We start from the raw sequence: 21,936 nt of genomic DNA, 5'->3' as shown, positions 1-21,936 counted from the left end.
CGTTCCCTCAGGAAGGAAATGCGAGTGATTTCACCGTCACCGGCACAACCGATCCGCCAAAAAGAGGCGTACCAATGTCGATATAGTCCCCCGCGCGAACAATCACTTCGTCAATGACTGCCAACGGGAGTTGTTGTAGCTGTGGGCGCAACAACATGCCCAGAGCTTTACCAAAGTCCTGCCCGGCCACCACCAGCAGGGGATGCGGATTCGGAAAACGCGCGACGAAATCGACCAGCGCGTTGATGACCGTCAGTACCGCGGCGTAACGCACGGGAAGCCCGGCGGGAAGCGCCAGCACGTACGCGTCAGAGTTGGGATCAAGATCGAGCTGAATCAGCGCCTGTTGCCAGCCATTCACCAGATCCGTTTCATCAATCGGGATCGCCACCGGCAAATTGCGCAGCGGCAGTTGCACGCCCTCCAGCCAGATAGTGCTGCCAGAGAGCGAAAGGGTATGCGCACCCGCGCCAATCACCGTGGCGCGCACGGTTTGCGCCGGAAACTGCACGCGCATCTCACGCAGGCGCGGATGGTCATGCAGCGCTGTTGCCAGCAGCGGCCCAATATCGGCAAAACAGAACGGGTCAGCGGGCTGATGGCGATAACATTCGCCCACGCCGCCAGAAAGAGTAATGATTTCGGGCGTAACGCCTGCGGGCAGCAAACCGGTTTGCATCAATGCCTGCGCGAGCGGCGAGAGCGTTCCTTCAATCACTTCGACAATCAGTTCCGCCATCCGCCGGGTAACCTGCACCAACTGCGCACCGGTCAGTAAACGGGCGTCAGTGCCTGTGCCGAAGCACTCATCCACAATCATCTGCCCCGGTTTATGAGCGTAAATCACGCGCCCCTGGCAGTCGGTTTCCAGCAGCCGACCGCCGACGTTGAGGCAGGCAGTCCCACTGATTTTTCCGGCATCGAACAGGGCGTAGTTCGCCGTGCCGCCACCAATATCGATATTCAGCACCCGACATAACCGTTGTTCAGAGAGTGTTTGCGCTCCGGCACCGTGCCCGGCAATCACCGATTCGAGATGCGGTCCGGCACTGGCGACGACAAAATCGCCCAGCGATTGAGAGAGCGTCATCACCGCCGGACGGGCATTGCGGGTTTTCGCGCTTTCGCCGGTGATAATAATGGCACCGGAATCGACGCTCTCCGGTGCAATGCCCGCAGCCTGATATTGCTCAAGGATTAAAGTTTTCAGTTCCGCTTCTTTTAATCCGCCCTGTTTGTCGACAGGGGTAAAGAACACCGGGCTTTGCCAGCTAATTTCGCGTTTGATGAATTCGTAACGCGGCACCTGCGACACTGCCGCACGGTTAACCAGTTCCAGGTGGGAGAAGATCACCTGGGTGGTGGTGGTGCCGATATCGATACCGACGCTCAGTAGCTGGCGAGTGTTCACGATTGCGCCTCCGCTTCGGTTTTAGCCGTGGTCGCATCTTCTTTTGGCACCAGCATCATCGCCACGCCAATCACCGTAACACCGCCGATCAGCTTGCCGACAATCATCGGGAAGATCATGGCGTTCATGTTGGCAGCGGCGAAACCTAAGTGGTCGCCCAGGGCAAAGGCAGCGGAAACGGCGAAGGCACAGTTGATCACTTTGCCGCGGGTATCCATCTGCTTCATCATGCCGAACATCGGGATATTGTTGGCAAGCGTCGCCACCATACCCGCCGCCGAAATATTGTTCATATTCAGTAGCTTACCGACACTCATCAGCGGTTTTTCAAACCAGCGGGTCAGCAGCAGCACCATCGGGTACGCCCCCAACAGAACGCAGGAAATCGATCCGATCACTTCAATGGCGCGCATCACTTCGCCGGGTTTGTCGCCAGGAGACATAAAGATGGGATCAAGACCGGGGATCAGTTCCCAGCCAAGCAGGAATTTCACCACCGCAGCGGCAAGACCGATGGTGATTAATGCCACGAGAAATTTGGCGAAGATCTGGAAACCGTTGATCATTTTTTCCGGGATGAATTTCAGCCCCAGCGCCACCAGAATCGCGACAATGATCACTGGGATCATATTCATCAGGATCAGCGCGAAGGTAAATTCCACCGGCTGGCCGTTGATCTGCACACCGGAATACATCGCCACCAGACCACCGGCGATACAACCAATCGGAATGGTCACAATACCGGCCAGCACGCCGAGTGCGAGATAACGGCGGTCAGACGGTTCGATGATGCCAAGCGCCACCGGAATGGAAAACACAATCGTTGGCCCCATCATCGACCCGAGAATTAACCCAGAGTATAGCCACGCTGCCACATCGCCGCCCGCCAGTTCTTTGGCGAGGAAGAAGCCGCCCATATCGCACGCCAGCAGTGTTCCGGCGAACATTGACGGGTTTGCGCCGAGCATTTCGTAAACCGGGATGATTACCGGCCCAAGTACGTGTGCCAGTACAGGCGCAAGCGCGGTCATACCGACCATCGCCAGACCCAGAGCGCCCATTGCCATAAAGCCTTCTTCAAACTGGCCGCCCGATCCCTCAATGCTTTTACCGAATTTACCGAGGAAACGCGCTGAACCGCCGAACTGCGACAGAACCCTGTCTACGGCAGCTATCAGCATAAAGAACATCATGATGTACATGATGATTTCATTAATTCCCATCGCCTTTACTCCCTGTTAGTTATTATTTATTGGCGGATGCGGCGTGAACGCCTTATCCGCCCTGCATGTGCAATCCTGTAGGCCGGATAAGACGCGACAAGCGTCGCATCCGGCGTTTATTGCGCCGCTGCGTACAGGCTGACAATCTGCTCCAGGCTGGCGGTACGCGGGTTGCTACGCAGACAAATATCTTCCTGCGCGGCCTGCGCCCATGCATCGTAATGCGCAGATGTCGCACCAACATCGCCCAGCCGTTTACCAATCCCAACTTCCACAATCAGCTCACTTACCGCGTTAATAGCGTCACGATCGTCCGATTTTTTAGTTCGCAGCGCCCGACCAACCTGGCTAAAGCGTTCACGACAAACCATTCGGTTAAACTCCATCACCGTTGGCAGCAACATGGCGTTCGCCAGACCGTGCGGAATATGCAGCGCCGCACCCGACTGATGCGCCATCGCGTGACACAACCCAAGCCCTGCGCTGGAAAACGCCATTCCGGCCATACATGAAGCCAGCAACATGCTCTCGCGCGCAGCAAGGTCATGCCCGTAGCCCACCGCTTTCGGCAACGATTTACCGATCATCGCGATTGCGCCAATCGCCAGACTGTCGGTAAACGGTGTGGCGTTCAGCGCGCTGTACGCTTCAATGGCATGAGTTAACGCGTCGATACCGGTCATCGCCGTGACATGCGACGGCACGCCTTCGGTCAGCGCGGCGTCGAGAATGGCAACATCCGGCATCAGCGAAGCATGTGCTAATACCTGCTTGCGCCCGCTCACTGCGTCGATAATCACCGTCACGTTAGTGGTTTCAGAGCCGGTTCCGGCAGTCGTTGGAATGGCAATCAGCGGCAGGCGTGATTGCAGAACGCTGTTTTCTGACATCCCGGCCAGTGTGCTATCGGGGTTCGTCACCAGCAACACAACGGCTTTCGCCGCATCCAGCACCGAGCCACCGCCAAACGCGATCACCCCATCGCAACCCGATTCACGCAGTTGCGCCACTGCCGCACAAACGTCAGTAATACACGGTTCGCCCACCGGACACGGCCAGAGCGTGATGGCAATTCCTTTGACGGCCAGACTACGCATAAGGCCAGCGGTCATCCCCGCCTGATGTAAAAAGCTGTCTGCCATTACAAACAGATGTTTCAGGCCACGGGTTTGCGCTTGTTGTCCACAACCGCTCACCGCGCCCAGACCGCTGAGCGTCACTGGCGGAACGCTAAATGTTTTTACCCGTTGCAGATTCAGGGTATCGAATGCCTGAAAGAGCGCCGTTTGCAATTCATTTTGCATAGATCCCCTCCGCTTTCTCTCGCCCGCTACTGGCTATCGCCAGCGGGGTCATAAACAAACTGTGCTGCGGTAAATGCACCTGTAATGCCGGGAATTTTTTGCGAAACAGTTCCGCCACGCCCGGTTGCATACAGGAACCACCTGCCAGCCATAAATCAGTAATGCTCTGCCCTGCGATATGTCGGGCGACAATGTCCGCCATTTTTTCGTATACCGGCTTCACCGCAGGCCAAATTTCTTTGCCGTGACCGCGCTTGTAATGCTCCGCCTCTTCCAGCGGAATGCGACGATTTCCGGCGAGGGTCAGAGAGATATGATGTCCGCCAGTCGCTTCATCTGCCGAGTAAGTCACTTTGCCCTGTTTCACAATGGCAATACCGGTGGTGCCACCGCCGATATCCACTACGCCAGCGTTGTCCAGTTGCAGCAGGTCTGCCACCGCCGTTGGCTCATCCAGCACATGACTCACTTCCAGTCCGGCAGATTCCAGCACGTTGATGGAAATACGCGCATCCGTCCCCGGGGGAAATGACGTCGCCGCATGACTAAAACGGCGACCCAATTGCTGCTCAAGGGTGTCAAGATGGCGACGAACAATGGTGACTGCGCCGAAGAAATCCCAGACGATGCCGTCGCGGACCACATCGGCCCAGTCGAGGCATACCGCCACCGGCTGACCGTCGCGGTCGACGACCATTGACACCACATCGCAGGTGCCCAGATCCACCCCCAACCACAGCGGAGATTCCGTCGCCGCTGGCGTCTGGTTACACAACGTTGCCGCTGTTTGCAGACGTGGGGTGAGCCATTGTTCGTCGTGCGCCATCTGTTACTCCTTAAACAATGCGAAACGCATCGACTAATACACAGCGGCGCAGACGAACAAACGTCCGCGCGCTGGTTACCCCTTCACCGGTTGGCGTGGTGATGGTCATCGTGGTCCAGCCTTCTCCGCCCAGCCCCAGCCCGGCAATGCACGACCCGTTCTTGACGAAAATGCTGGTATCAATGGCGTTTGCCATCTGGTTCATGTTGTCGATATTGCGCGAGTGCATTGCCGCCGTGTGGTGGCAACCACCTTCCAGTTTCACCGCCAGCGCAATGGCATCCGCCACGTTGGTGACGCGCACGACAGGCAACACCGGCATCATCAGCTCGGTAACGGCAAAGGGATGTTCTGCAGTGGTTTCCACAAACAGCAAACGCGTTTCTTGCGGGACGTTCAGGCCAATTGCTGCCGCGATTTTCGCCGCGTCACGACCTACCCAGTCACGGCTGACGGTGCCTTTTCCGCGCTCGTCGATATTTTTCAGCAACACAGATTGCAGTTGCTGTGCCTGCTCTGCGGTCAGTTTCACCGCGTGCTGGCCTTCCATCAGGCGCATCAGTTCATCGGCTACGCTATCAACGACAATCAGTACCTTTTCATCGGCACAAATGATGTTGTTATCAAAAGAAGCGCCTTTGACGATGGACTGCGCGGCACGGGCGAGGTCGGCGGTTTCATCCACCACCACCGGCGGATTACCGGCACCTGCGGCAATCAGGCGTTTATTGGTGTGTTTACGCGCCGCTTCCACTACCGCTTCGCCACCTGTCACCACCAAAAGGCCAATGCCCGGAAACCTGAACAAGCGTTGCGCGGTTTCGATATCCGGATTTGCCACGGTAACCAGTAAATTTTCTGGCCCGCCTGCGGCGACAATCGCCTGGTTGAGTAACGTAATCGCCCGCTGAGAGACTTTTTTCGCCGCCGGATGCGGGGCGAAAATGACGCTGTTGCCCGCGGCGATCAGGCTGATGGCGTTATTAATTACAGTTGCCGCCGGATTGGTTGACGGTGTCACCGAAGCCACCACGCCCCAAGGTGCGTTTTCAATCAAGGTCAGGCCGTTATCACCGGTCAGCACCTGCGGAGAAAGGCATTCAACACCCGGCGTACCGCGCGCCTGAGCGACGTTTTTGGCAAATTTATCTTCAACACGCCCCATACCGGTTTCACTAACGGCAAGTTCCGCTAAATCTCTGGCGTGCTTTTCGCCTGCTTCACGAATAGCAGCAATGGCTAACTGGCGCATCGCCACACTTTTTAACTCAGGTTGCGCCACTTTAGCAGCCGCAACGGCGTCATCCAGGGAAGCAAAAACGCCCATCTCATGAACGGCGGCGGGCGGTGTATCACTGCTTTGCATTTTCAGCAGCACCGCTTTCACCACCTGTTCAATATCCTGTTGATTCATGATGTTCTGCCTTATTTGTGGAAAATGACCTGACCGCCAGACACCACCTCATCGACAATGCCAATCACGCACAAGTCGACCGGCGACGTTTCGCTTTTATGCGCCTGGCGGGCGGAACTGCCACTCACCAGCAACACCCACTCTCCGGTTCCTGCGCCAATATTGTCGATAGCGACGGCACACTGCCCATCGGGATTTCCCTGTGGATCAATCATTTCCACCATCAGCAATTTGTCATGCGCCAGTCCGTGGTGGCGCACGGTGCAAACAATTTGCCCAGTGACGACAGCCAGTTTCATACCCGCCTCCGTGGCGTATTTCAGGTAAAAGCTCCCCCTACCCTCCGCAGAAGGTAAAATGAACAAGGAGAGAGCGTGACGCCCGAATCGACGTCACACAGGGTGATTACAGGTTGCTGCTGTCGCCTTTCAGGCCGATCGGAAAGACTTCTTCCAGGTCGCCGTGCGGACGCGGGATAACGTGTACGGATACCAGCTCGCCAATACGCTGTGCCGCTGCGGCACCGGCATCGGTCGCGGCTTTACAGGCAGCAACATCACCGCGAACCATTGCAGTCACCAGACCGCCACCAATCTGCTTAACACCAACCAGTTTGACGCGCGCGGCTTTCACCATCGCATCAGAAGCCTCAATCAGTGCAACCAGGCCCCGGGTTTCGATCATTCCTAATGCTTCCATTGTGTTTTCCTCTTTATAGGGGTCCAGAACGGGACCGTTCATTCAACCAGTGTGGGTAAACTGCTTTCGCGGTTCACTTTTGTCTGACGCGGTACGGCGGCCACCAGCGCCAGCTCGATAATTTCCTGCACGCTACAACCACGCGAGAGATCGTGCATCGGCGCGGCAAGTCCTTGTATCAATGGCCCGACGGCACGATATCCGCCAAGTCGTTGTGCGATTTTGTAGCCAATATTTCCCGCCTCTAGCGACGGAAAAACCATCACATTGGCGTTGCCCTGAAGCGGGCTGGCAGGCGCTTTTTGCGCTGCCACTTCCGGCACAAAGGCGGCGTCAAACTGCAACTCGCCATCCACTACCAGTTGTGGCGCGCGTTCACGGATTATTTCTGTCGCCTGCTGAACGTTAGCAACGCAGGGGTGGCGGGCGCTGCCGTTGCTGGAAAATGACAGCATCGCCACGCGCGGCTCTTCTCCGGTGATAGCCCGCCATGTTTCGGCGCTGGCAAGCGCGATATCAGCCAGTTGCGCCGCCGTTGGTTGCGGCACTACGCTGCAATCGGCAAAACCCAACGCCGGGCCGCTGTACTGCGGCAACATCAGGAAAATGGAGGAGAGCGTTTTACAGTCAGGTTGCAAACCAATAATGCGTAATCCGGCACGCAACACATTCGCCGTGGAAGAGAGATTGCCCGCGATACAGACATCCGCTTTACCGGCGCTAACCATCGCGGCGGCGAACATCAACGGGTCGGTGAGTTTTTCCAGCGCATCCGGCGGCGTTTTTTCTCCCGCACGGGTCAGCCAGCGCTGGGCAAATTCTTCCCGCATTGCGAGGTTGCCATGCGGATCAATGGCCTGTAGTCCATCCATCGCCACACCATGAGTGAACGCAAACTGGCGAAGTTCAAACGGACTAGCGACCAGAATGGGCGTCGCCAGGCCTTGCTGATGCAGATATTGCGCAGCTTTCAGCACACGCTGGTCTAACGCATCCGGAAAAACCACTCTGGCGGGCGCTCGCAACGCCAGTTCACGACAACGTTCAATAATCATTGCGTTTCCCCCAGTCGTTGTTGGATCTGTTTCACCGTTAGCGGCTGCTTCGTTACGCTCAAAATCATCATCACGTAAACCGTGCTGGAAAGGCGGTTCAGCGCCTGCAAGATGTCCGGACGCAGTACGTTAAAACTGCGGGTAATAAACACCTGCGCCGCGACGGTTTCGGTTTCCCGCACTTTGGTTCGCAGCAAGTTCAGCAACGCCGCATCGCGTCCGTGGCTGGCTTCCGGCACCAGATGATCGTGGTCGAGATAACGCAGCGGCTGGTGAGAAAGCCGATGCAGCTCTTCGTCAGAAAACCCGACAATCGCCTGATCGGCCAGCGGTTCCCCCAACGCATCGTCACGCATAATGTTGCCAAGACGCGAACGGATATCCGCCAGCCACGGCTGCCACGGTTCCGCCAGTTCAATTTGCAGCCACACTGTCAGCGCAATGGTGCTATCGAGGACAGCGCGAAAACCCAGGCGCGGATCGCTTTTAGCGACCATTTTTTCCGCCGACAGGTGAGTCAGCGTGTCAGGCTTTTTTGCCACCGGCTGGCGACACAGTTCGCAGCACGCTTGCGGATATTCATCGCTACTGGTCAACCCGTGAACACGCTGCGGCTGCTGCAGTTCATCGTCAACAAACAAACTCCCCTGCTCATCAATAAACTTGATGCGCAGATGGCGGCTTTCCAGCAACTCCCGGGCAGAGGGCGTCAGGCGACTGTCCGCAGGGAGATGGATCTCTGCGCCTTCGCTGAGCGTATGGTTTGCTCTTAGCCATGCTTCGGTGATGAAATCTTTCATAGGGATTGCCAGTTCGCCGGCCAGGCGACATACAGGAACTTCACGCTGGATGTCGTACCAAATTCGATGCTGGAACCTTTCGGGATAAACATCACATCGCCCGCTTTGGCGATCATGGTTTCGCCTTCGTGGCGAACATGCAGTTCCCCTTCCAGTACCATGTCGATTTCGTCGTAGTTCAGGGTCCACGGGAAGAAGGCGTTTTCCCACTGCATAAAACCGGCGGCCATGCTGCTGCCGTCGTCTCCGGTCACGAGATCAGTCAAGCCCACGCAGTGCGGTTGTGCGCCATCGAAACGACCAAATTTCACGCTGCCGCCATCAATCACTTTGATGCCGCCTTTGCCGGTTATCGATTTAAAGCTCGGCTGCATCGCGCCCTGCTCCAGCGACTGTTTTTCCTTCATCACTTTTTCCATCAGTTGCGCGACCAGGCTTTCGGTAAACTGGCCTTCCGGTAACTGGGCGATGATGGTTTCGCGGATGCGCTGGTTTTCGGTTTTATCGGCTGGCGCGCTGGCGGGAACGGATGCCGTTACCGGCGTCGATTCATCGCACTCGATGATGGTAACCCCCAGCAGGGCCGCCACTTCTCGCGCTTCCGGGGTAATAATGCTGGCACGCAGAACCACGGACATTGCCTGTTCGCCGCGTGAATGTGCTTCACGAATATCATTCGCTGTGATGAGTTTTTTCACCTGCTTCCTCCTGTTCGGTGAGAGATGCCAGATAATCCACCAGTTGCTGCACGCTTTGCGGGTCGTGGCTGTTTAGCGCGAAAATCGGTTCTTCGAAGCCCGTCTCAAGCAATAGCTGTCGCGTAGCGGCGATGTCAGCATCTGGCATGTCCGTTTTACTGATGACGGCGATTTGCCGTTTAATAACGCCAATATCCAGCAACCCGGCAGGTAATCGGCTTTCCGGGTCATTCGCGCCGTGGACATAGATCAGCATGTCCACATCCTGTAGCGTGGTAATTAAGGCGTGATACAGGCGGGGATGGCTAAAATATTCACCTGGAGTATCAATATCACCCTTATCATTAAATTCCACAGCCTGCGTTTTTCTGGCGAGAGCGTAATTCCCCTGCAAAGCATTAAAAAGCGTTGTTTTTCCTGCCCCGACGGCCCCCACAAACGCGATTCGTTTCATGAATGCCTCGTATTAACTTTTCGTCATTTCACACAGCGTATAATTTAATAAGCGCCCTAAACCGCTAACGGTTTGTAATAAAGCTTCTTCCACTGCGCCCACCGAGCCATAAATCACCAGAGCACCACTGAAGCGGTCGAGAAAACCAATGTGTACGTCGGCGGCTTTCAATGCTAAATCACCGGCAATCATCGCCGTTTCTCCGGGAGTTAGCGTCATAATGCCGATTGCACCTGCATCCGGAACACCGATTTTCTTCGCCAGTTCCTCGCCAGGGTGCGCAATGAGATGTGCCAGCGTGACCTGTTTCCCGGGCACAAATTCCTGAATGATGCGTTCTTTATCCATGAGTCGCCGCCTGTGAAAAACTTGCGGCTATCGTGACAATTTTTCGTCAGAGTAAATAACAAAATTCGGCAAGCGAGTTTGAAAGGTGAGGTAGATCACTAAGAATGGGGAGATATTTTATGTAATGCATAAATTTTCACGTGCAGCACATGAATATAATTAAATTGATATTGATTTATTTTTATATGGCGTACTTTATTATTCGAAAAACCAGTAATAATCCCTTCTGATATATTGCGGTAAATCGCTTACCCCGAATAATTCAGGGTAAGCGTGATTTAACATTAAGAATTACAGCGGTTGAGTTTGCGCTTCAACCACGGCCAGCGCCACCATGTTAACGATACGACGCACTGACGCGATTGGCGTTAATACGTGAACCGGTTTTGCCACGCCCATCATCACCGGGCCGACCGTCACACCTTCCGAGCTGGAAACGCGCAACAAGTTGTAACTAATGCGGGCGGCTTCCATGTTCGGCATCACCAGAATATTGGCGGAACCTTTCAAAGGGCTGTCCGGCATACGGTCGTTGCGAATCGCTTCTACCAGCGCCGCGTCACCATGCATCTCACCATCAATCATCAGTTCAGGAGCACGTTCTCTCACCAGCTCCAGCGCTTTACGCATCTTGCTTGACGACGGGCAGTCAGAAGAGCCGAAGTTGGAATGCGACAGCAGAGCAACGCGCGGCTCAATACCGAAACGACGGACCGTTTCTGCCGCCATCAAGGTGATCTCCGCCAGCTCTTCTGCATCTGGCTCATTATTGACGTAAGTATCAGCAATAAAGGTGTTACCACTCGGCAGCAGCAGCGCGTTCATTGCGCCAGCGGTGTGAACACCATCGCGATAGCCAAACACATTTTTCACCACGCTGAAGTGTTCGTGATATTCGCCCACCGTACCGCAGATCATTGCATCGGCTTCGCCACGCTGAACCATGATCGCGCCGATCACAGTCGGGTTGCTGATCAGAGCACGCTGCGCCTGTTCCTGAGTTACACCACGACGCTTCATGATCTGGAAGTATTCGCTCCAGTACTCTTTAAAGCGCGGATCGGATTCGTTATTGACGATCTCAAAATCAACGCCCGCTTTGATCTGCAAACCCAGTTTCTGAATGCGCATTTCGATCACATTTGGACGACCAATAAGAATTGGTTTTGCCAGTCCCAGCGTTACCAGTTCCTGAGTCGCGTGCAGAACGCGCGCCTCTTCCCCTTCAGGCAGGACAACGCGCTTCGGCGCTTTGCGAGCCTGGGAGAAAATCGGCTTCATAAACAGGTTGGTTTTGTAAACGAACTCGGTCAACTTGTCGATGTAGGCGTCAAAGTCGGCAATCGGGCGCGTCGCCACACCGGACTCCATTGCCGCTTTTGCCACCGCTGGCGCGATCTTGACGATCAGACGTGGATCGAACGGTTTAGGAATAATGTATTCCGGGCCAAAGCTCAGATCCTGATCGCCATAGGCAGAAGCAACCACTTCGCTCTGTTCCGCATGAGCCAGTTCAGCAATTGCGCGTACCGCTGCCAGTTTCATCTCTTCGTTGATGGCCGTTGCGCCAACGTCCAGCGCGCCACGGAAGATGAACGGGAAGCAAAGCACGTTGTTGACCTGGTTCGGATAGTCGGAACGACCGGTACAGATGATGGCGTCCGGACGCACTTCTTTCGCCAGCGGCGGCAGAATTTCCGGTTCCGGGTTCGCCAGCGCCAGAATCATCGGCGCGCGAGCCATTTTCTTCACCATCTCCTGGGTCAGCACTTTCGGGCCGGAACAGCCGAGAAAAATATCCGCGCCTTCAATCACATCGTCGAGGGTACGTTTGCCGTCATCCACAACTGCATATGCCGCTTTGGTTTCCGCCATGTTCGGCTCGCGCCCCTGATAGATAACGCCTTTTGAGTCGCAAACTACGATGTTGTGTTTTTGCAGACCCAGCGCCACCAGCAGGTTCATACAGGCGATTGCCGCTGCACCTGCGCCAGAAACCACCATCCTTACGTCGGAGATATTTTTCTCCACCACGCGCAAGCCGTTGAGGATGGCGGCGGTGCTGATGATTGCCGTACCGTGCTGGTCGTCATGGAATACCGGAATGTTCATTCGCTGGCGCAGTTTCTGCTCAATGTAGAAACATTCTGGCGCTTTAATGTCTTCAAGGTTGATACCACCGAACGTCGGTTCGAGTGCGGCGACCACTTCAATAAATTTATCCGGGTCCAGCTCATCAACTTCGATGTCAAACACATCTATCCCGGCGAATTTCTTAAACAGAACGCCCTTGCCTTCCATTACCGGTTTGCCTGCCAGTGCTCCAATGTTACCGAGCCCCAGCACTGCCGTACCGTTAGAGATCACCGCCACCAGGTTACCGCGCGCTGTATATTTGTAGGCTTTTAACGGATCTTTTTCGATTTCAAGACAAGGCGCGGCGACGCCAGGCGAATAGGCCAGCGCCAGATCACGCTGCGTTGCCAGAGGTTTGGTCGGAGAAACCTGGATTTTCCCTGGGACTGGAAATTCATGGAAATCAAGTGCACTTTGTTTTAACTGGTCATCCATTTGGTTGTTCCTTTCACGTAACGTTCACAAAAATGTGTGGGTTGCTGCCTTCGCCCACAACGTGGCGCACATTATCACCTTGCCGGAGCTTTCAGACTTTGAGCAAGTCCAAACTCTCCACATCAAAATAATGTTTCGGTAATAATCCTATAACACTGATGTTACCTGCTTAATCCAGCAATACCATGCCTGTCTGCTATGCTTTTTTGATGCGTTTCGCGAAATTTGTCAGAAGTGTGAATTAACGCACTCATCTAACACTTTACTTTTCAAGGAGTATTTCCTATGAACGAGTTAGACGGCATCAAACAGTTCACCACGGTCGTGGCAGACAGTGGCGATATTGAGTCCATTCGTCACTACCATCCTCAGGATGCCACCACCAATCCTTCGCTGTTACTCAAGGCTGCCGGATTATCACAATATGAGCATTTAATAGACGATGCTATTGCCTGGGGTAAAAAAAACGGTCAAACCCAGGAACAACAAGTCGTCGCGGCCTGTGACAAACTGGCGGTCAATTTCGGTACAGAAATTCTCAAAATCGTACCCGGTCGTGTGTCGACAGAAGTTGATGCACGCCTCTCTTTTGATAAAGAAAAGAGTATTGAGAAAGCGCGCCATCTGGTGGATTTGTACCAGCAGCAGGGCGTTGAGAAGTCACGCATTCTGATCAAGTTGGCTTCGACATGGGAAGGAATTCGCGCGGCAGAAGAGCTGGAAAAAGAAGGTATTAATTGCAATCTGACGCTGCTGTTTTCCTTTGCTCAGGCACGAGCCTGCGCAGAAGCAGGCGTTTTTCTGATTTCACCGTTTGTGGGCCGTATTTATGACTGGTATCAGGCGCGCAAACCAATGGACCCATATGTGGTAGAAGAAGATCCGGGCGTCAAATCAGTACGCAATATCTACGACTACTATAAACAGCACCGTTACGAAACCATCGTGATGGGCGCAAGTTTCCGCCGTACCGAGCAAATCCTCGCTTTAACCGGTTGTGACCGTCTGACCATCGCGCCGAACTTGCTGAAAGAGTTGCAGGAAAAAGTCTCGCCGGTGGTACGTAAATTAATCCCGCCTTCTCAGCATTTCCCGCGCCCTACCCCTATGAGCGAAGCGGAATTTCGTTGGGAACACAATCAGGATGCGATGGCGGTAGAAAAACTGTCTGAAGGCATCCGCCTGTTCGCTGTCGATCAACGCAAACTGGAAGATCTTCTTGCCGCCAAACTGTAAACCAGCCACGGAGTGTTCTATGTCCCGAAAAGACCTTGCCAATGCGATTCGCGCGCTCAGTATGGATGCGGTGCAAAAAGCCAATTCTGGTCATCCCGGCGCGCCGATGGGCATGGCCGATATTGCCGAAGTGCTGTGGAACGATTTTCTTAAACATAACCCCACCGACCCGACCTGGTATGATCGCGACCGCTTTATTCTCTCTAACGGTCACGCATCGATGCTGCTCTACAGTTTGCTGCATCTGACCGGTTATGACCTGCCGCTGGAAGAGCTGAAGAACTTCCGTCAGCTACATTCAAAAACACCAGGTCACCCGGAGATTGGCTATACGCCGGGCGTAGAAACCACCACGGGGCCGCTGGGTCAGGGGCTGGCGAACGCAGTCGGACTGGCGATAGCAGAACGCACGCTGGCGGCGCAGTTTAACCAGCCGGATCATGAGATTGTCGATCACTTCACTTATGTGTTTATGGGTGATGGTTGCCTGATGGAAGGTATCTCCCATGAGGTCTGTTCACTGGCGGGAACGCTGGGACTCGGTAAGCTGATTGGTTTTTACGATCACAACGGGATTTCGATTGATGGTGAAACTGAAGGCTGGTTTACCGACGATACGGCAAAACGCTTTGAAGCCTATCACTGGCATGTTGTCCACGAAATCGACGGTCACGATCCGCAAGCGGTGAAGGAAGCTATTCTCGAAGCACAAAGCGTGAAAGATAAGCCGTCGCTGATTATCTGCCGCACGGTGATTGGCTTTGGCTCGCCTAATAAAGCGGGTAAAGAAGAGGCGCACGGCGCCCCACTGGGTGAAGAAGAAGTGGCGCTGGCACGGCAAAAACTGGGCTGGCATCATCCACCCTTTGAGATCCCCAAAGAGATTTACCACGCCTGGGATGCCCGCGAAAAAGGCGAAAAAGCGCAGCAGAGCTGGAATGAGAAGTTTGCCGCGTATAAAAAAGCCCATCCACAACTGGCAGAAGAGTTTACCCGCCGGATGAGTGGCGGTTTGCCGAAAGACTGGGAGAAAACGACTCAGAAATATATCAATGAGTTGCAGGCGAATCCGGCGAAAATCGCGACCCGCAAAGCCTCGCAAAATACGCTTAACGCTTACGGCCCAATGCTGCCGGAGCTGCTTGGTGGTTCAGCGGATCTGGCTCCCAGCAACCTCACCATCTGGAAAGGTTCTGTGTCGCTGAAGGAAGATCCAGCAGGGAATTATATTCACTACGGGGTGCGTGAATTTGGTATGACCGCTATCGCCAACGGCATCGCGCACCACGGTGGATTTGTACCGTATACCGCAACGTTCCTGATGTTTGTTGAATATGCCCGCAACGCCGCGCGTATGGCGGCACTGATGAAAGCGCGGCAAATTATGGTTTATACCCATGACTCGATTGGTCTGGGGGAAGATGGCCCGACGCACCAGGCGGTTGAGCAACTGGCCAGTTTGCGCTTAACGCCGAATTTCAGCACCTGGCGACCGTGCGATCAGGTAGAAGCGGCGGTGGGCTGGAAACTGGCAGTTGAGCGCCATAACGGACCGACGGCGCTGATCCTCTCCAGACAAAATCTGGCCCAGGTGGAACGCACTCCGGAGCAGGTGAAAGAGATTGCTCGTGGCGGTTATGTGTTGAAAGACAGCGGCGGCAAGCCGGATATTATCTTGATTGCTACCGGTTCAGAGATGGAGATTACCCTGCAAGCGGCAGAGAAACTGGCGGGCGAAGGACGCAATGTGCGCGTGGTTTCCTTACCCTCGACGGATATTTTTGACGCCCAGGATGAGGAATATCGTGAGTCGGTGCTGCCCTCAAACGTTTCTGCCCGCGTAGCGGTAGAAGCAGGTATTGCCGATTACTGGTACAAATATGTCGGTCTGAAAGGGGCGATTGTCGGAATGACGGGTTATGGCGAATCTGCTCCGGCGGATAAACTGTTCCCGTTCTTTGGCTTTACTGCCGAGAATATTGTGGCAAAAGCGCATAAGGTGCTTGGGGTAAAAGGCGTCTGATGCTGATTGCCGGATGCGACGCTGACGCGTCTTATCCGGCCTACCGCGTCTTATCCGGCCTGGCGCGTCTTATCAGGCTTACATGTTCCCGCCATGATGTTTAACGGGTGATCCACAACGTGGGCCAGGCGTCTGGTCCATGCCAGTTATCGCAAGTTGGCTCTGCGGCGTAACGCACCAGACGAAAGCGCTGGCCGTCAAAACGCCAGCGAGTCTGGATACCACAATCGCTTAACCCACGCCCTTTCGCTAACGTCACCAGTTCACGCGACTTTTCATCAAATGTCGCGTTCATCAACTCCAGTTCATTCGTCTCCTGACCGTTGTTGAACGGTAAGCGCAACCTTACCGGGCGCGATGCCAGCGGTTTTTTACGCGAAACGATCCACGCCAGATCAATGGTGTTATACGCACCAGCCTCACAGCCAATCATCATTAATGCCTTGTCGTCGGTCAGCGCCGTGACGCTCACTTCACGACGCAACGGGTCAAGCGAACAACGCAGCCCCTTCATCCGCCAGTTACCGTAATCCAGCAAATCGTTACGTTCTTCAAGTGAGAGTGGCGTTGGCGTTGGATTAACTACTGCGACCTCTTTCAGTGCCGGCGCAGGTGGCACGCTAAGCGGCGGCTCATCCCCTTTCTTGATCCACGCGGTTTCACTACCAACGCGCTTTTGTTGGGCATCAATAAATATCAACGCCGCTTTTAAACCGCTCAAAGAAATGGTCTGCTCGCCGTCACGTAAGGTGATTGCCTTCCCATCCTGAACCCTCTTTAAAAACGCGGTGATGGTCGCCGTATCATCGGTCACTAATAACCACGGCGAAATTCGCCACTTATCTCCTATTAATGCCAGCGGCTTGCCATCTAATAGTAGTCGTGGCGCTATCTCCTCTTCCAACGCATCCGGTGATTTCAAACCACCGCGCTCAATACGTAAAACGGCGTCGGTATGCGCCCCGGCACTGCGGCTAAGAGTCATCACCAACCCATTGTGATCGCCTGTGTTGCGCGCTACGCAGAAATTTTGATTATTACAAGTGACCTGCCAGTCGGAAAACGTCCGTTGCGCTGGTGCTGCCCACGCTAAAGACGTCGGCAACAAAGCGATAAACATGAGAAGGAAAATGCGATAGCGCATGGACGGTACGACCCCAGAAGTTCAAACAAACAGCACAAGTCGTATCTTCGTTGCGCAGATAGCGCGGCTCAATCGGATTTATCGGATTGAGCCAATAATAATCAGCGAAATATTATTGTTACTTTTCAGTCCATTAAATGTGACGCTTGCAAATAGTTAAGCAATAACACCGTCTTACCGTCACGTATCTCGCCAGTTTTGATCATCTCCAGCGCCTGGCTGAACGGCAGCTCGAGCACTTCAATATCTTCATCTTCTACGCCGCCACCCGCGTTAGCGCGCTGACTGTCACTGTATTCCGCGATAAAAAAGTGGATTAACTCGGTTACACCGCCAGGCGACATATACAGTTCAAATAATTTGCGTACTTCGCCAACTTCATAACCCGTCTCTTCAATCGCTTCTTTGCGAATACAGACTTCCGGTTCATCGTTATCCAGCAGTCCAGCACAGGTTTCAATCAACTGCCCACTTTCATTGCCATTAACCCAGGTGGCAACGCGGAACTGACGAATCAGCACCACGGTCTTTTTCTTCGCGTTGTACAGAAGGATCGTCGCGCCATTACCGCGATCATAAACCTCACGTTTATGGCGGATCACTTCGCCATCTTTGCGCGTAAGATCATAAGTAATGTTGTGCAGGGTGAAATAGTTATCGGAGAGAATTTTGTCTTTGATGAGGGTGATTTGTTGCGTCATACCGACTCCACAGCGCGAAATGAACTGTTATCTTACGCTGTGAAGTCGGGTTTGTCTGTGTATGAAATTAGTGAGATTTGACTGATTTTACCCCCAGCCAGTCAATAATTCCCTGCGCCGCATGACGCCCTTCCGCCATTGCGGTAACCACCAGATCCGCACCACGCACGGCGTCGCCACCGGCGAAGATTTTCGGGTTCGTCGTCTGGTAACGGTACTGGCTTTCAACGTCCGCCACAATACGGCCCCATTTATCCACATTGACACCGTGCGACTCCAGCCACGGCATCCCGTGCGGGTTAAAACCAAACGCCATAATCACCGCGTCGGCTGGCATGACAAATTCACTGCCTTCAACCGGCACCGGACGTCGACGTCCTTGTGCATCCGCTTCACCAAGACGCGTGCGCAGGAAACGAATTCCGCAAACGTGACCTTGTTCATTCAGCTCAAGCGCCACCGGCTGGACGTTAAATTCGAAGTTCGCTCCCTCTTCGCGGGCGTTTTTCACCTCTTTTTTCGAGCCAGGCATGTTAGCTTCGTCACGACGATAGGCACAGGTGACGTTACTCGCGCCGTGACGCAACGCGGTGCGCACACAGTCCATTGCGGTGTCGCCACCGCCCAGTACCACGACATTTAGTCCGGCGGTATTGATAAACGGCTCTTCCGGTAATTCTTCAAGCCCCATCACCTGTTTGGTGTTAGCAATGAGGAACGGCAGAGCGTCATAAACGCCCGGCGCATCTTCATTGGGTAAGCCCGCTTTCATGGAACGGTAAGTACCTACGCCAACGAAGACCGCATCATACTGTTCCAGCAACGCATCCAAAGAGACATCTTTGCCCACTTCACAATTGAGTTCGAAGTGAATTCCCATCGCGCTGAAGATTTCCCGACGACGCGCCAGCAGAGATTTATCCAGTTTAAAAGAAGGAATGCCAAAGGTGAGCAGGCCGCCGATTTCCGGATGGCGATCGTACACCGTCACCTCAACACCGTTACGCGTCAGGACATCCGCACAAGCCAGCCCCGCCGGCCCCGCGCCGATAATCGCCACCCGCTTGTCGACTTTGGTGACGTGGCTTAAGTCAGGCCGCCAGCCTTTCGCCAGCGCCTGATCCGAAATGTAGCGTTCAATGTTGCCGATGGTTACCGCGCCGTGTTCATCGCGAATGGTGCAGGCACCTTCACACAGGCGGTCTTGCGGGCAGACACGCCCGGTAATTTCTGGCAGGGTGTTGGTCTGGTGAGAAAGCTCGACCGCTGCGTCGATGTTTCCGGCTTTCACCAGTTCAATCCACTGTGGAATATGGTTATGCAGCGGGCAAGTCCATTCACAGACGCTGTGTTCACCGCACTTCAGGCAGCGCGAGGCTTCTCGCTGCGCCTGATCGGCACGAAACGGTAGATAAATCTCATCAAAGCCAGTTTTACGCGCTTCAATTGCCAGTTTATCCGGCTCGCCGCGCGCGGGCGTTGCCTGCATTTGCTCAACTTTACTCATCACCGGCATTTCTTGTGCCGTTGTACTGGCATGCCAGGGTTGATGTTCCTGACGAGCGGTGCGTAAGCGGCGGGATTTCGCCATGCCGGATAATGTGGAGTCGGTGACCAGTTGCAACGCATCCGCCGGGCAGTTTTCGACACAGGCGGGGCCGTTTTCTCGCCCTGCGCACAGGTCGCATTTATGCGCTGTAGCTTTCACTTTACCCGCAGCGACGGGGGTCAGGACGATTTGCATGGTGCCAAACGGACAGGCCACCACGCAGGATTTACAGCCAATGCACTTTTGTTGATTGACCTGAATACTGTCATCAACATGGCTGATCGCGCCATTGGGGCAGCTACGGGCACAGGGCGCATCTTCGCAGTGATGGCAGGTTACCGCACTACGCTGTTGCTGATGTTTAATAACCGTAATTCGGGGGTGAAAATGGTGTTGGCTCAAGACATGTTGTTCATCATTGTGAGCCATGACACAGGCGATTTCACAAGCATGACAACCCAGACATTGCTGACTGTTGGCCATAATAAAACGATTCATAACGACCTTCTTTTTTGGTTGTAAAAACCTTATTCTTTATATGAGTGTTGTTATTACCCGACTTACAGGGGAATCGGCAATATTCATTTGCCCAGGACAAGTAACTATTTCGCTATAAACTGTGGCAGATCAAATAATCTCATCGCTTATTAAATTGCGTTTCAGCGACCTGAAACATTAATTATTTTATGTGGAGAAGACGCGTGTGATTGTCAAACGACCCGTCTCGGCCAGTCTGGCCCGGGCCTTTTTTTACATTGTGCTGCTGTCGATCCTTTCCACTGGTATTGCTCTGCTAACTTTGGCGAGCAGTTTGCGCGATGCCGAAGCGATCAATATTGCCGGATCGCTACGTATGCAAAGTTATCGTTTGGGTTACGATCTGCAACGCGGCAGCCCGCAGCTCAATGCGCATCGCCAACTGTTCCAGCAGGCACTGCATTCACCGGTATTAACCAATCTCAACGTCTGGTATGTGCCAGAAGCGGTAAAAACTCGCTATGCGCATTTAAATGCCAACTGGCTGGAGATGAATAACCGGCTCATTAACGGCGATTTGCCGTGGTATCAGGCTAATATCAATAGTTATGTCAATCAGATAGACCTGTTCGTGCTGGCTTTGCAGCACTACGCTGAACGCAAAATGCTGCTGGTGGTGGCGATTTCTCTGGCTGGCGGCATCGGTATTTTCACGCTGGTCTTTTTTACTCTGCGCCGCATACGCCATCAGGTGGTTGCTCCGCTGAATCATCTGGTGACCGCCAGTCAGCGTATTGAACACGGGCAGTTCGACTCACCGCCACTGGATACCAGCCTGCCGAATGAACTGGGGCTGCTTGCAAAAACCTTTAACCAGATGTCGAGCGAGCTGCATAAGTTGTACCGCTCGCTGGAGGCGTCAGTAGAAGAAAAAACCCGCGATCTCCACGAAGCGAAGCGCCGTCTGGAAGTGCTGTACCAATGCTCGCAGGCGCTAAATACCAGCCAGATTGATGTACATTGTTTCCGTCATATTTTGCAGATTGTTCGCGACAATGAAGCGGCTGATTACCTGGAGCTTAACGTTGGTGAAAACTGGCGGATTAGCGAAGGAAAGCCAAACCCTGAACTGCCGATGCAAATTTTGCCGGTGACCATGCAAGAGACAGTGTATGGCGAACTACACTGGCAAAATAGTAACGTGTCAGCGTCAGAACCGCTGCTTAACAGCGTTTCGTCGATGCTGGGCCGTGGTTTGTACTTTAATCAGGCGCAGAAGCATTTTCAGCAGTTGCTGTTGATGGAAGAACGCGCAACCATCGCCCGCGAGTTGCACGACTCGCTGGCACAGGTGCTTTCTTACTTACGTATCCAGTTGACATTACTGAAGCGTTCGATACCGGAAGATAACGCCACCGCACAAAGTATCATGGCCGATTTTTCCCAAGCGTTGAATGATGCTTATCGGCAGTTGCGCGAACTGTTGACCACTTTCCGTCTGACACTCCAGCAGGCGGATCTCCCCTCTGCGCTGCGTGAAATGCTGGATGCGTTGCAAAACCAAACCAGTGCCAGACTGACGCTCGACTGCCGTCTGCCAACCCTGGCGCTGGATGCACAAATGCAAGTGCATTTGTTGCAAATTATTCGCGAGGCGGTGCTGAATGCGATGAAGCACGCCAACGCCAGCGAAATTGCCGTCAGTTGCGTCACCGCGCCGGACGGCAATCACACGGTCTATATCCGTGATAACGGTATCGGCATCGGTGAACCGAAAGAACCCGAAGGTCATTATGGTCTGAATATCATGCGCGAGCGTGCAGAACGGCTGGGTGGTACGCTGACTTTTTCGCAACCTTCTGGCGGTGGCACGTTAGTGAGTATTAGCTTTCGCTCTGCGGAGGGTGAGGAAAGCCAGCTTATTTGACATCCATGCTCGAAATAAGCCGACTTTAAATAAGGCTCTACGACTGATATAAGCCTGATACATTTACTTACCCGGC

At 53.9% G+C, this 21,936-nt stretch carries 19 protein-coding genes; 3 read left to right on the top strand and 16 right to left on the bottom strand.

From position 1 onward, the window contains the following. Positions 1-7: 7 nt before the first annotated feature. The 13 genes from eutA to maeB form a co-directional block, all read right to left on the bottom strand. On the bottom strand, positions 8-1,411 hold the full coding sequence (gene eutA, locus C1192_RS23225) for an ethanolamine ammonia-lyase reactivating factor EutA (protein ID WP_001097493.1): 1,404 nt from the start codon (positions 1,409-1,411) through the stop codon (positions 8-10). After that, positions 1,408-2,634, bottom strand: coding sequence for an ethanolamine utilization protein EutH (gene eutH / locus C1192_RS23220; RefSeq protein WP_038355465.1), 1,227 nt, complete (start codon positions 2,632-2,634; stop codon positions 1,408-1,410). Before eutH ends, eutA begins: the two co-directional genes overlap by 4 nt. A gap of 116 nt (positions 2,635-2,750) precedes the next feature. Then, the gene (eutG, locus tag C1192_RS23215; protein WP_038355466.1) at positions 2,751-3,938 is read right to left on the bottom strand and encodes an ethanolamine utilization ethanol dehydrogenase EutG; all 1,188 of its coding nucleotides are present in this window, start codon (positions 3,936-3,938) and stop codon (positions 2,751-2,753) included. Beyond that, positions 3,928-4,764 carry an ethanolamine utilization protein EutJ gene (gene eutJ / locus C1192_RS23210; protein WP_038355467.1) on the bottom strand — a complete coding sequence of 279 codons (837 nt, stop codon included), beginning with the start codon at positions 4,762-4,764 and terminating at the stop codon, positions 3,928-3,930. Before eutJ ends, eutG begins: the two co-directional genes overlap by 11 nt. 10 nt (positions 4,765-4,774) lie before the next feature. Further along, a complete protein-coding gene (locus C1192_RS23205) occupies positions 4,775-6,178 on the bottom strand; it encodes an aldehyde dehydrogenase family protein (protein ID WP_038355468.1) in 1,404 nt (467 codons plus the stop codon). Positions 6,179-6,189: 11 nt separating this feature from the next. Then, entirely contained in the window at positions 6,190-6,477 is a 288-nt protein-coding gene (gene eutN, locus C1192_RS23200) for an ethanolamine utilization microcompartment protein EutN (RefSeq protein WP_000762196.1), read from the bottom strand. Positions 6,478-6,583: 106 nt separating this feature from the next. Further along, positions 6,584-6,877 (bottom strand): ethanolamine utilization microcompartment protein EutM, encoded by a 294-nt coding sequence (eutM, locus tag C1192_RS23195; protein ID WP_000387719.1) that lies wholly within the window; start codon positions 6,875-6,877, stop codon positions 6,584-6,586. A 38-nt stretch (positions 6,878-6,915) separates the two neighbouring features. Beyond that, positions 6,916-7,932 (bottom strand): phosphate acetyltransferase, encoded by a 1,017-nt coding sequence (pta, locus tag C1192_RS23190; protein ID WP_000583002.1) that lies wholly within the window; start codon positions 7,930-7,932, stop codon positions 6,916-6,918. Beyond that, a complete protein-coding gene (gene eutT, locus C1192_RS23185; RefSeq protein ID WP_038355469.1) occupies positions 7,929-8,732 on the bottom strand; it encodes an ethanolamine utilization cob(I)yrinic acid a,c-diamide adenosyltransferase EutT in 804 nt (267 codons plus the stop codon). The genes pta and eutT overlap by 4 nt, the downstream gene beginning before the upstream one ends. Further along, positions 8,729-9,430 (bottom strand): ethanolamine utilization acetate kinase EutQ, encoded by a 702-nt coding sequence (gene eutQ / locus C1192_RS23180; RefSeq protein WP_001516848.1) that lies wholly within the window; start codon positions 9,428-9,430, stop codon positions 8,729-8,731. The genes eutT and eutQ overlap by 4 nt, the downstream gene beginning before the upstream one ends. Continuing rightward, on the bottom strand, positions 9,405-9,884 hold the full coding sequence (gene eutP, locus C1192_RS23175; RefSeq protein ID WP_038355470.1) for an ethanolamine utilization acetate kinase EutP: 480 nt from the start codon (positions 9,882-9,884) through the stop codon (positions 9,405-9,407). The genes eutQ and eutP overlap by 26 nt, the downstream gene beginning before the upstream one ends. 12 nt (positions 9,885-9,896) lie before the next feature. Next, positions 9,897-10,232: an ethanolamine utilization microcompartment protein EutS gene (gene eutS / locus C1192_RS23170; protein ID WP_000356954.1), complete on the bottom strand. Its 336-nt coding sequence runs from the start codon at positions 10,230-10,232 to the stop codon at positions 9,897-9,899. Between the two features lie 291 nt (positions 10,233-10,523). After that, positions 10,524-12,803 (bottom strand): NADP-dependent oxaloacetate-decarboxylating malate dehydrogenase, encoded by a 2,280-nt coding sequence (maeB, locus tag C1192_RS23165; protein ID WP_038355471.1) that lies wholly within the window; start codon positions 12,801-12,803, stop codon positions 10,524-10,526. 285 nt (positions 12,804-13,088) lie between these two features. Between maeB and tal the strand changes: the two genes are divergently transcribed. Beyond that, entirely contained in the window at positions 13,089-14,039 is a 951-nt protein-coding gene (gene tal, locus C1192_RS23160; protein ID WP_001003730.1) for a transaldolase, read from the top strand. A gap of 19 nt (positions 14,040-14,058) precedes the next feature. Continuing rightward, complete coding sequence (gene tkt, locus C1192_RS23155) at positions 14,059-16,062, top strand: transketolase (protein ID WP_001516851.1); 2,004 nt, start codon at positions 14,059-14,061, stop codon at positions 16,060-16,062. A 100-nt stretch (positions 16,063-16,162) separates the two neighbouring features. On the opposite strand, the gene C1192_RS23150 is transcribed toward tkt, so the two are convergent. From C1192_RS23150 to aegA, 3 genes are all read right to left on the bottom strand, one after another. After that, positions 16,163-17,206, bottom strand: a complete 1,044-nt coding sequence (locus C1192_RS23150) for a DUF1176 domain-containing protein (protein WP_016249056.1) — start codon at positions 17,204-17,206, stop codon at positions 16,163-16,165. Between the two features lie 125 nt (positions 17,207-17,331). Next, complete coding sequence (gene nudK / locus C1192_RS23145; protein ID WP_000193712.1) at positions 17,332-17,907, bottom strand: GDP-mannose pyrophosphatase NudK; 576 nt, start codon at positions 17,905-17,907, stop codon at positions 17,332-17,334. A 67-nt stretch (positions 17,908-17,974) separates the two neighbouring features. Beyond that, positions 17,975-19,954 carry a formate-dependent uric acid utilization protein AegA gene (aegA, locus tag C1192_RS23140; RefSeq protein WP_001516853.1) on the bottom strand — a complete coding sequence of 660 codons (1,980 nt, stop codon included), beginning with the start codon at positions 19,952-19,954 and terminating at the stop codon, positions 17,975-17,977. A gap of 205 nt (positions 19,955-20,159) precedes the next feature. Here aegA and narQ point away from each other — a divergent pair, with 205 nt between their 5' ends. After that, positions 20,160-21,860, top strand: a complete 1,701-nt coding sequence (gene narQ / locus C1192_RS23135) for a nitrate/nitrite two-component system sensor histidine kinase NarQ (RefSeq protein ID WP_010378985.1) — start codon at positions 20,160-20,162, stop codon at positions 21,858-21,860. Positions 21,861-21,936: the final 76 nt, after the last annotated feature.

The sequence above is a fragment of the Escherichia marmotae genome (genome assembly GCF_002900365.1).
GTDB lineage: Bacteria > Pseudomonadota > Gammaproteobacteria > Enterobacterales > Enterobacteriaceae > Escherichia > Escherichia marmotae.
The sequence above is the reverse complement of the archived record's forward strand: the minus strand, read 5'-3'. Positions and strand labels throughout refer to the sequence as shown.

Coding starts and splice junctions, on each gene's coding strand:
- eutH (WP_038355465.1), bottom strand. CDS start 2,634: ATGGGAATTAATGAAATCATCATGTACATCATGATGTTCTTTATGCTG.
- eutG (WP_038355466.1), bottom strand. CDS start 3,938: ATGCAAAATGAATTGCAAACGGCGCTCTTTCAGGCATTCGATACCCTG.
- eutJ (WP_038355467.1), bottom strand. CDS start 4,764: ATGGCGCACGACGAACAATGGCTCACCCCACGTCTGCAAACAGCGGCA.
- C1192_RS23205 (WP_038355468.1), bottom strand. CDS start 6,178: ATGAATCAACAGGATATTGAACAGGTGGTGAAAGCGGTGCTGCTGAAA.
- eutN (WP_000762196.1), bottom strand. CDS start 6,477: ATGAAACTGGCTGTCGTCACTGGGCAAATTGTTTGCACCGTGCGCCAC.
- eutM (WP_000387719.1), bottom strand. CDS start 6,877: ATGGAAGCATTAGGAATGATCGAAACCCGGGGCCTGGTTGCACTGATT.
- pta (WP_000583002.1), bottom strand. CDS start 7,932: ATGATTATTGAACGTTGTCGTGAACTGGCGTTGCGAGCGCCCGCCAGA.
- eutT (WP_038355469.1), bottom strand. CDS start 8,732: ATGAAAGATTTCATCACCGAAGCATGGCTAAGAGCAAACCATACGCTC.
- eutP (WP_038355470.1), bottom strand. CDS start 9,884: ATGAAACGAATCGCGTTTGTGGGGGCCGTCGGGGCAGGAAAAACAACG.
- eutS (WP_000356954.1), bottom strand. CDS start 10,232: ATGGATAAAGAACGCATCATTCAGGAATTTGTGCCCGGGAAACAGGTC.
- maeB (WP_038355471.1), bottom strand. CDS start 12,803: ATGGATGACCAGTTAAAACAAAGTGCACTTGATTTCCATGAATTTCCA.
- tal (WP_001003730.1), top strand. CDS start 13,089: ATGAACGAGTTAGACGGCATCAAACAGTTCACCACGGTCGTGGCAGAC.
- tkt (WP_001516851.1), top strand. CDS start 14,059: ATGTCCCGAAAAGACCTTGCCAATGCGATTCGCGCGCTCAGTATGGAT.
- C1192_RS23150 (WP_016249056.1), bottom strand. CDS start 17,206: ATGCGCTATCGCATTTTCCTTCTCATGTTTATCGCTTTGTTGCCGACG.
- nudK (WP_000193712.1), bottom strand. CDS start 17,907: ATGACGCAACAAATCACCCTCATCAAAGACAAAATTCTCTCCGATAAC.
- aegA (WP_001516853.1), bottom strand. CDS start 19,954: ATGAATCGTTTTATTATGGCCAACAGTCAGCAATGTCTGGGTTGTCAT.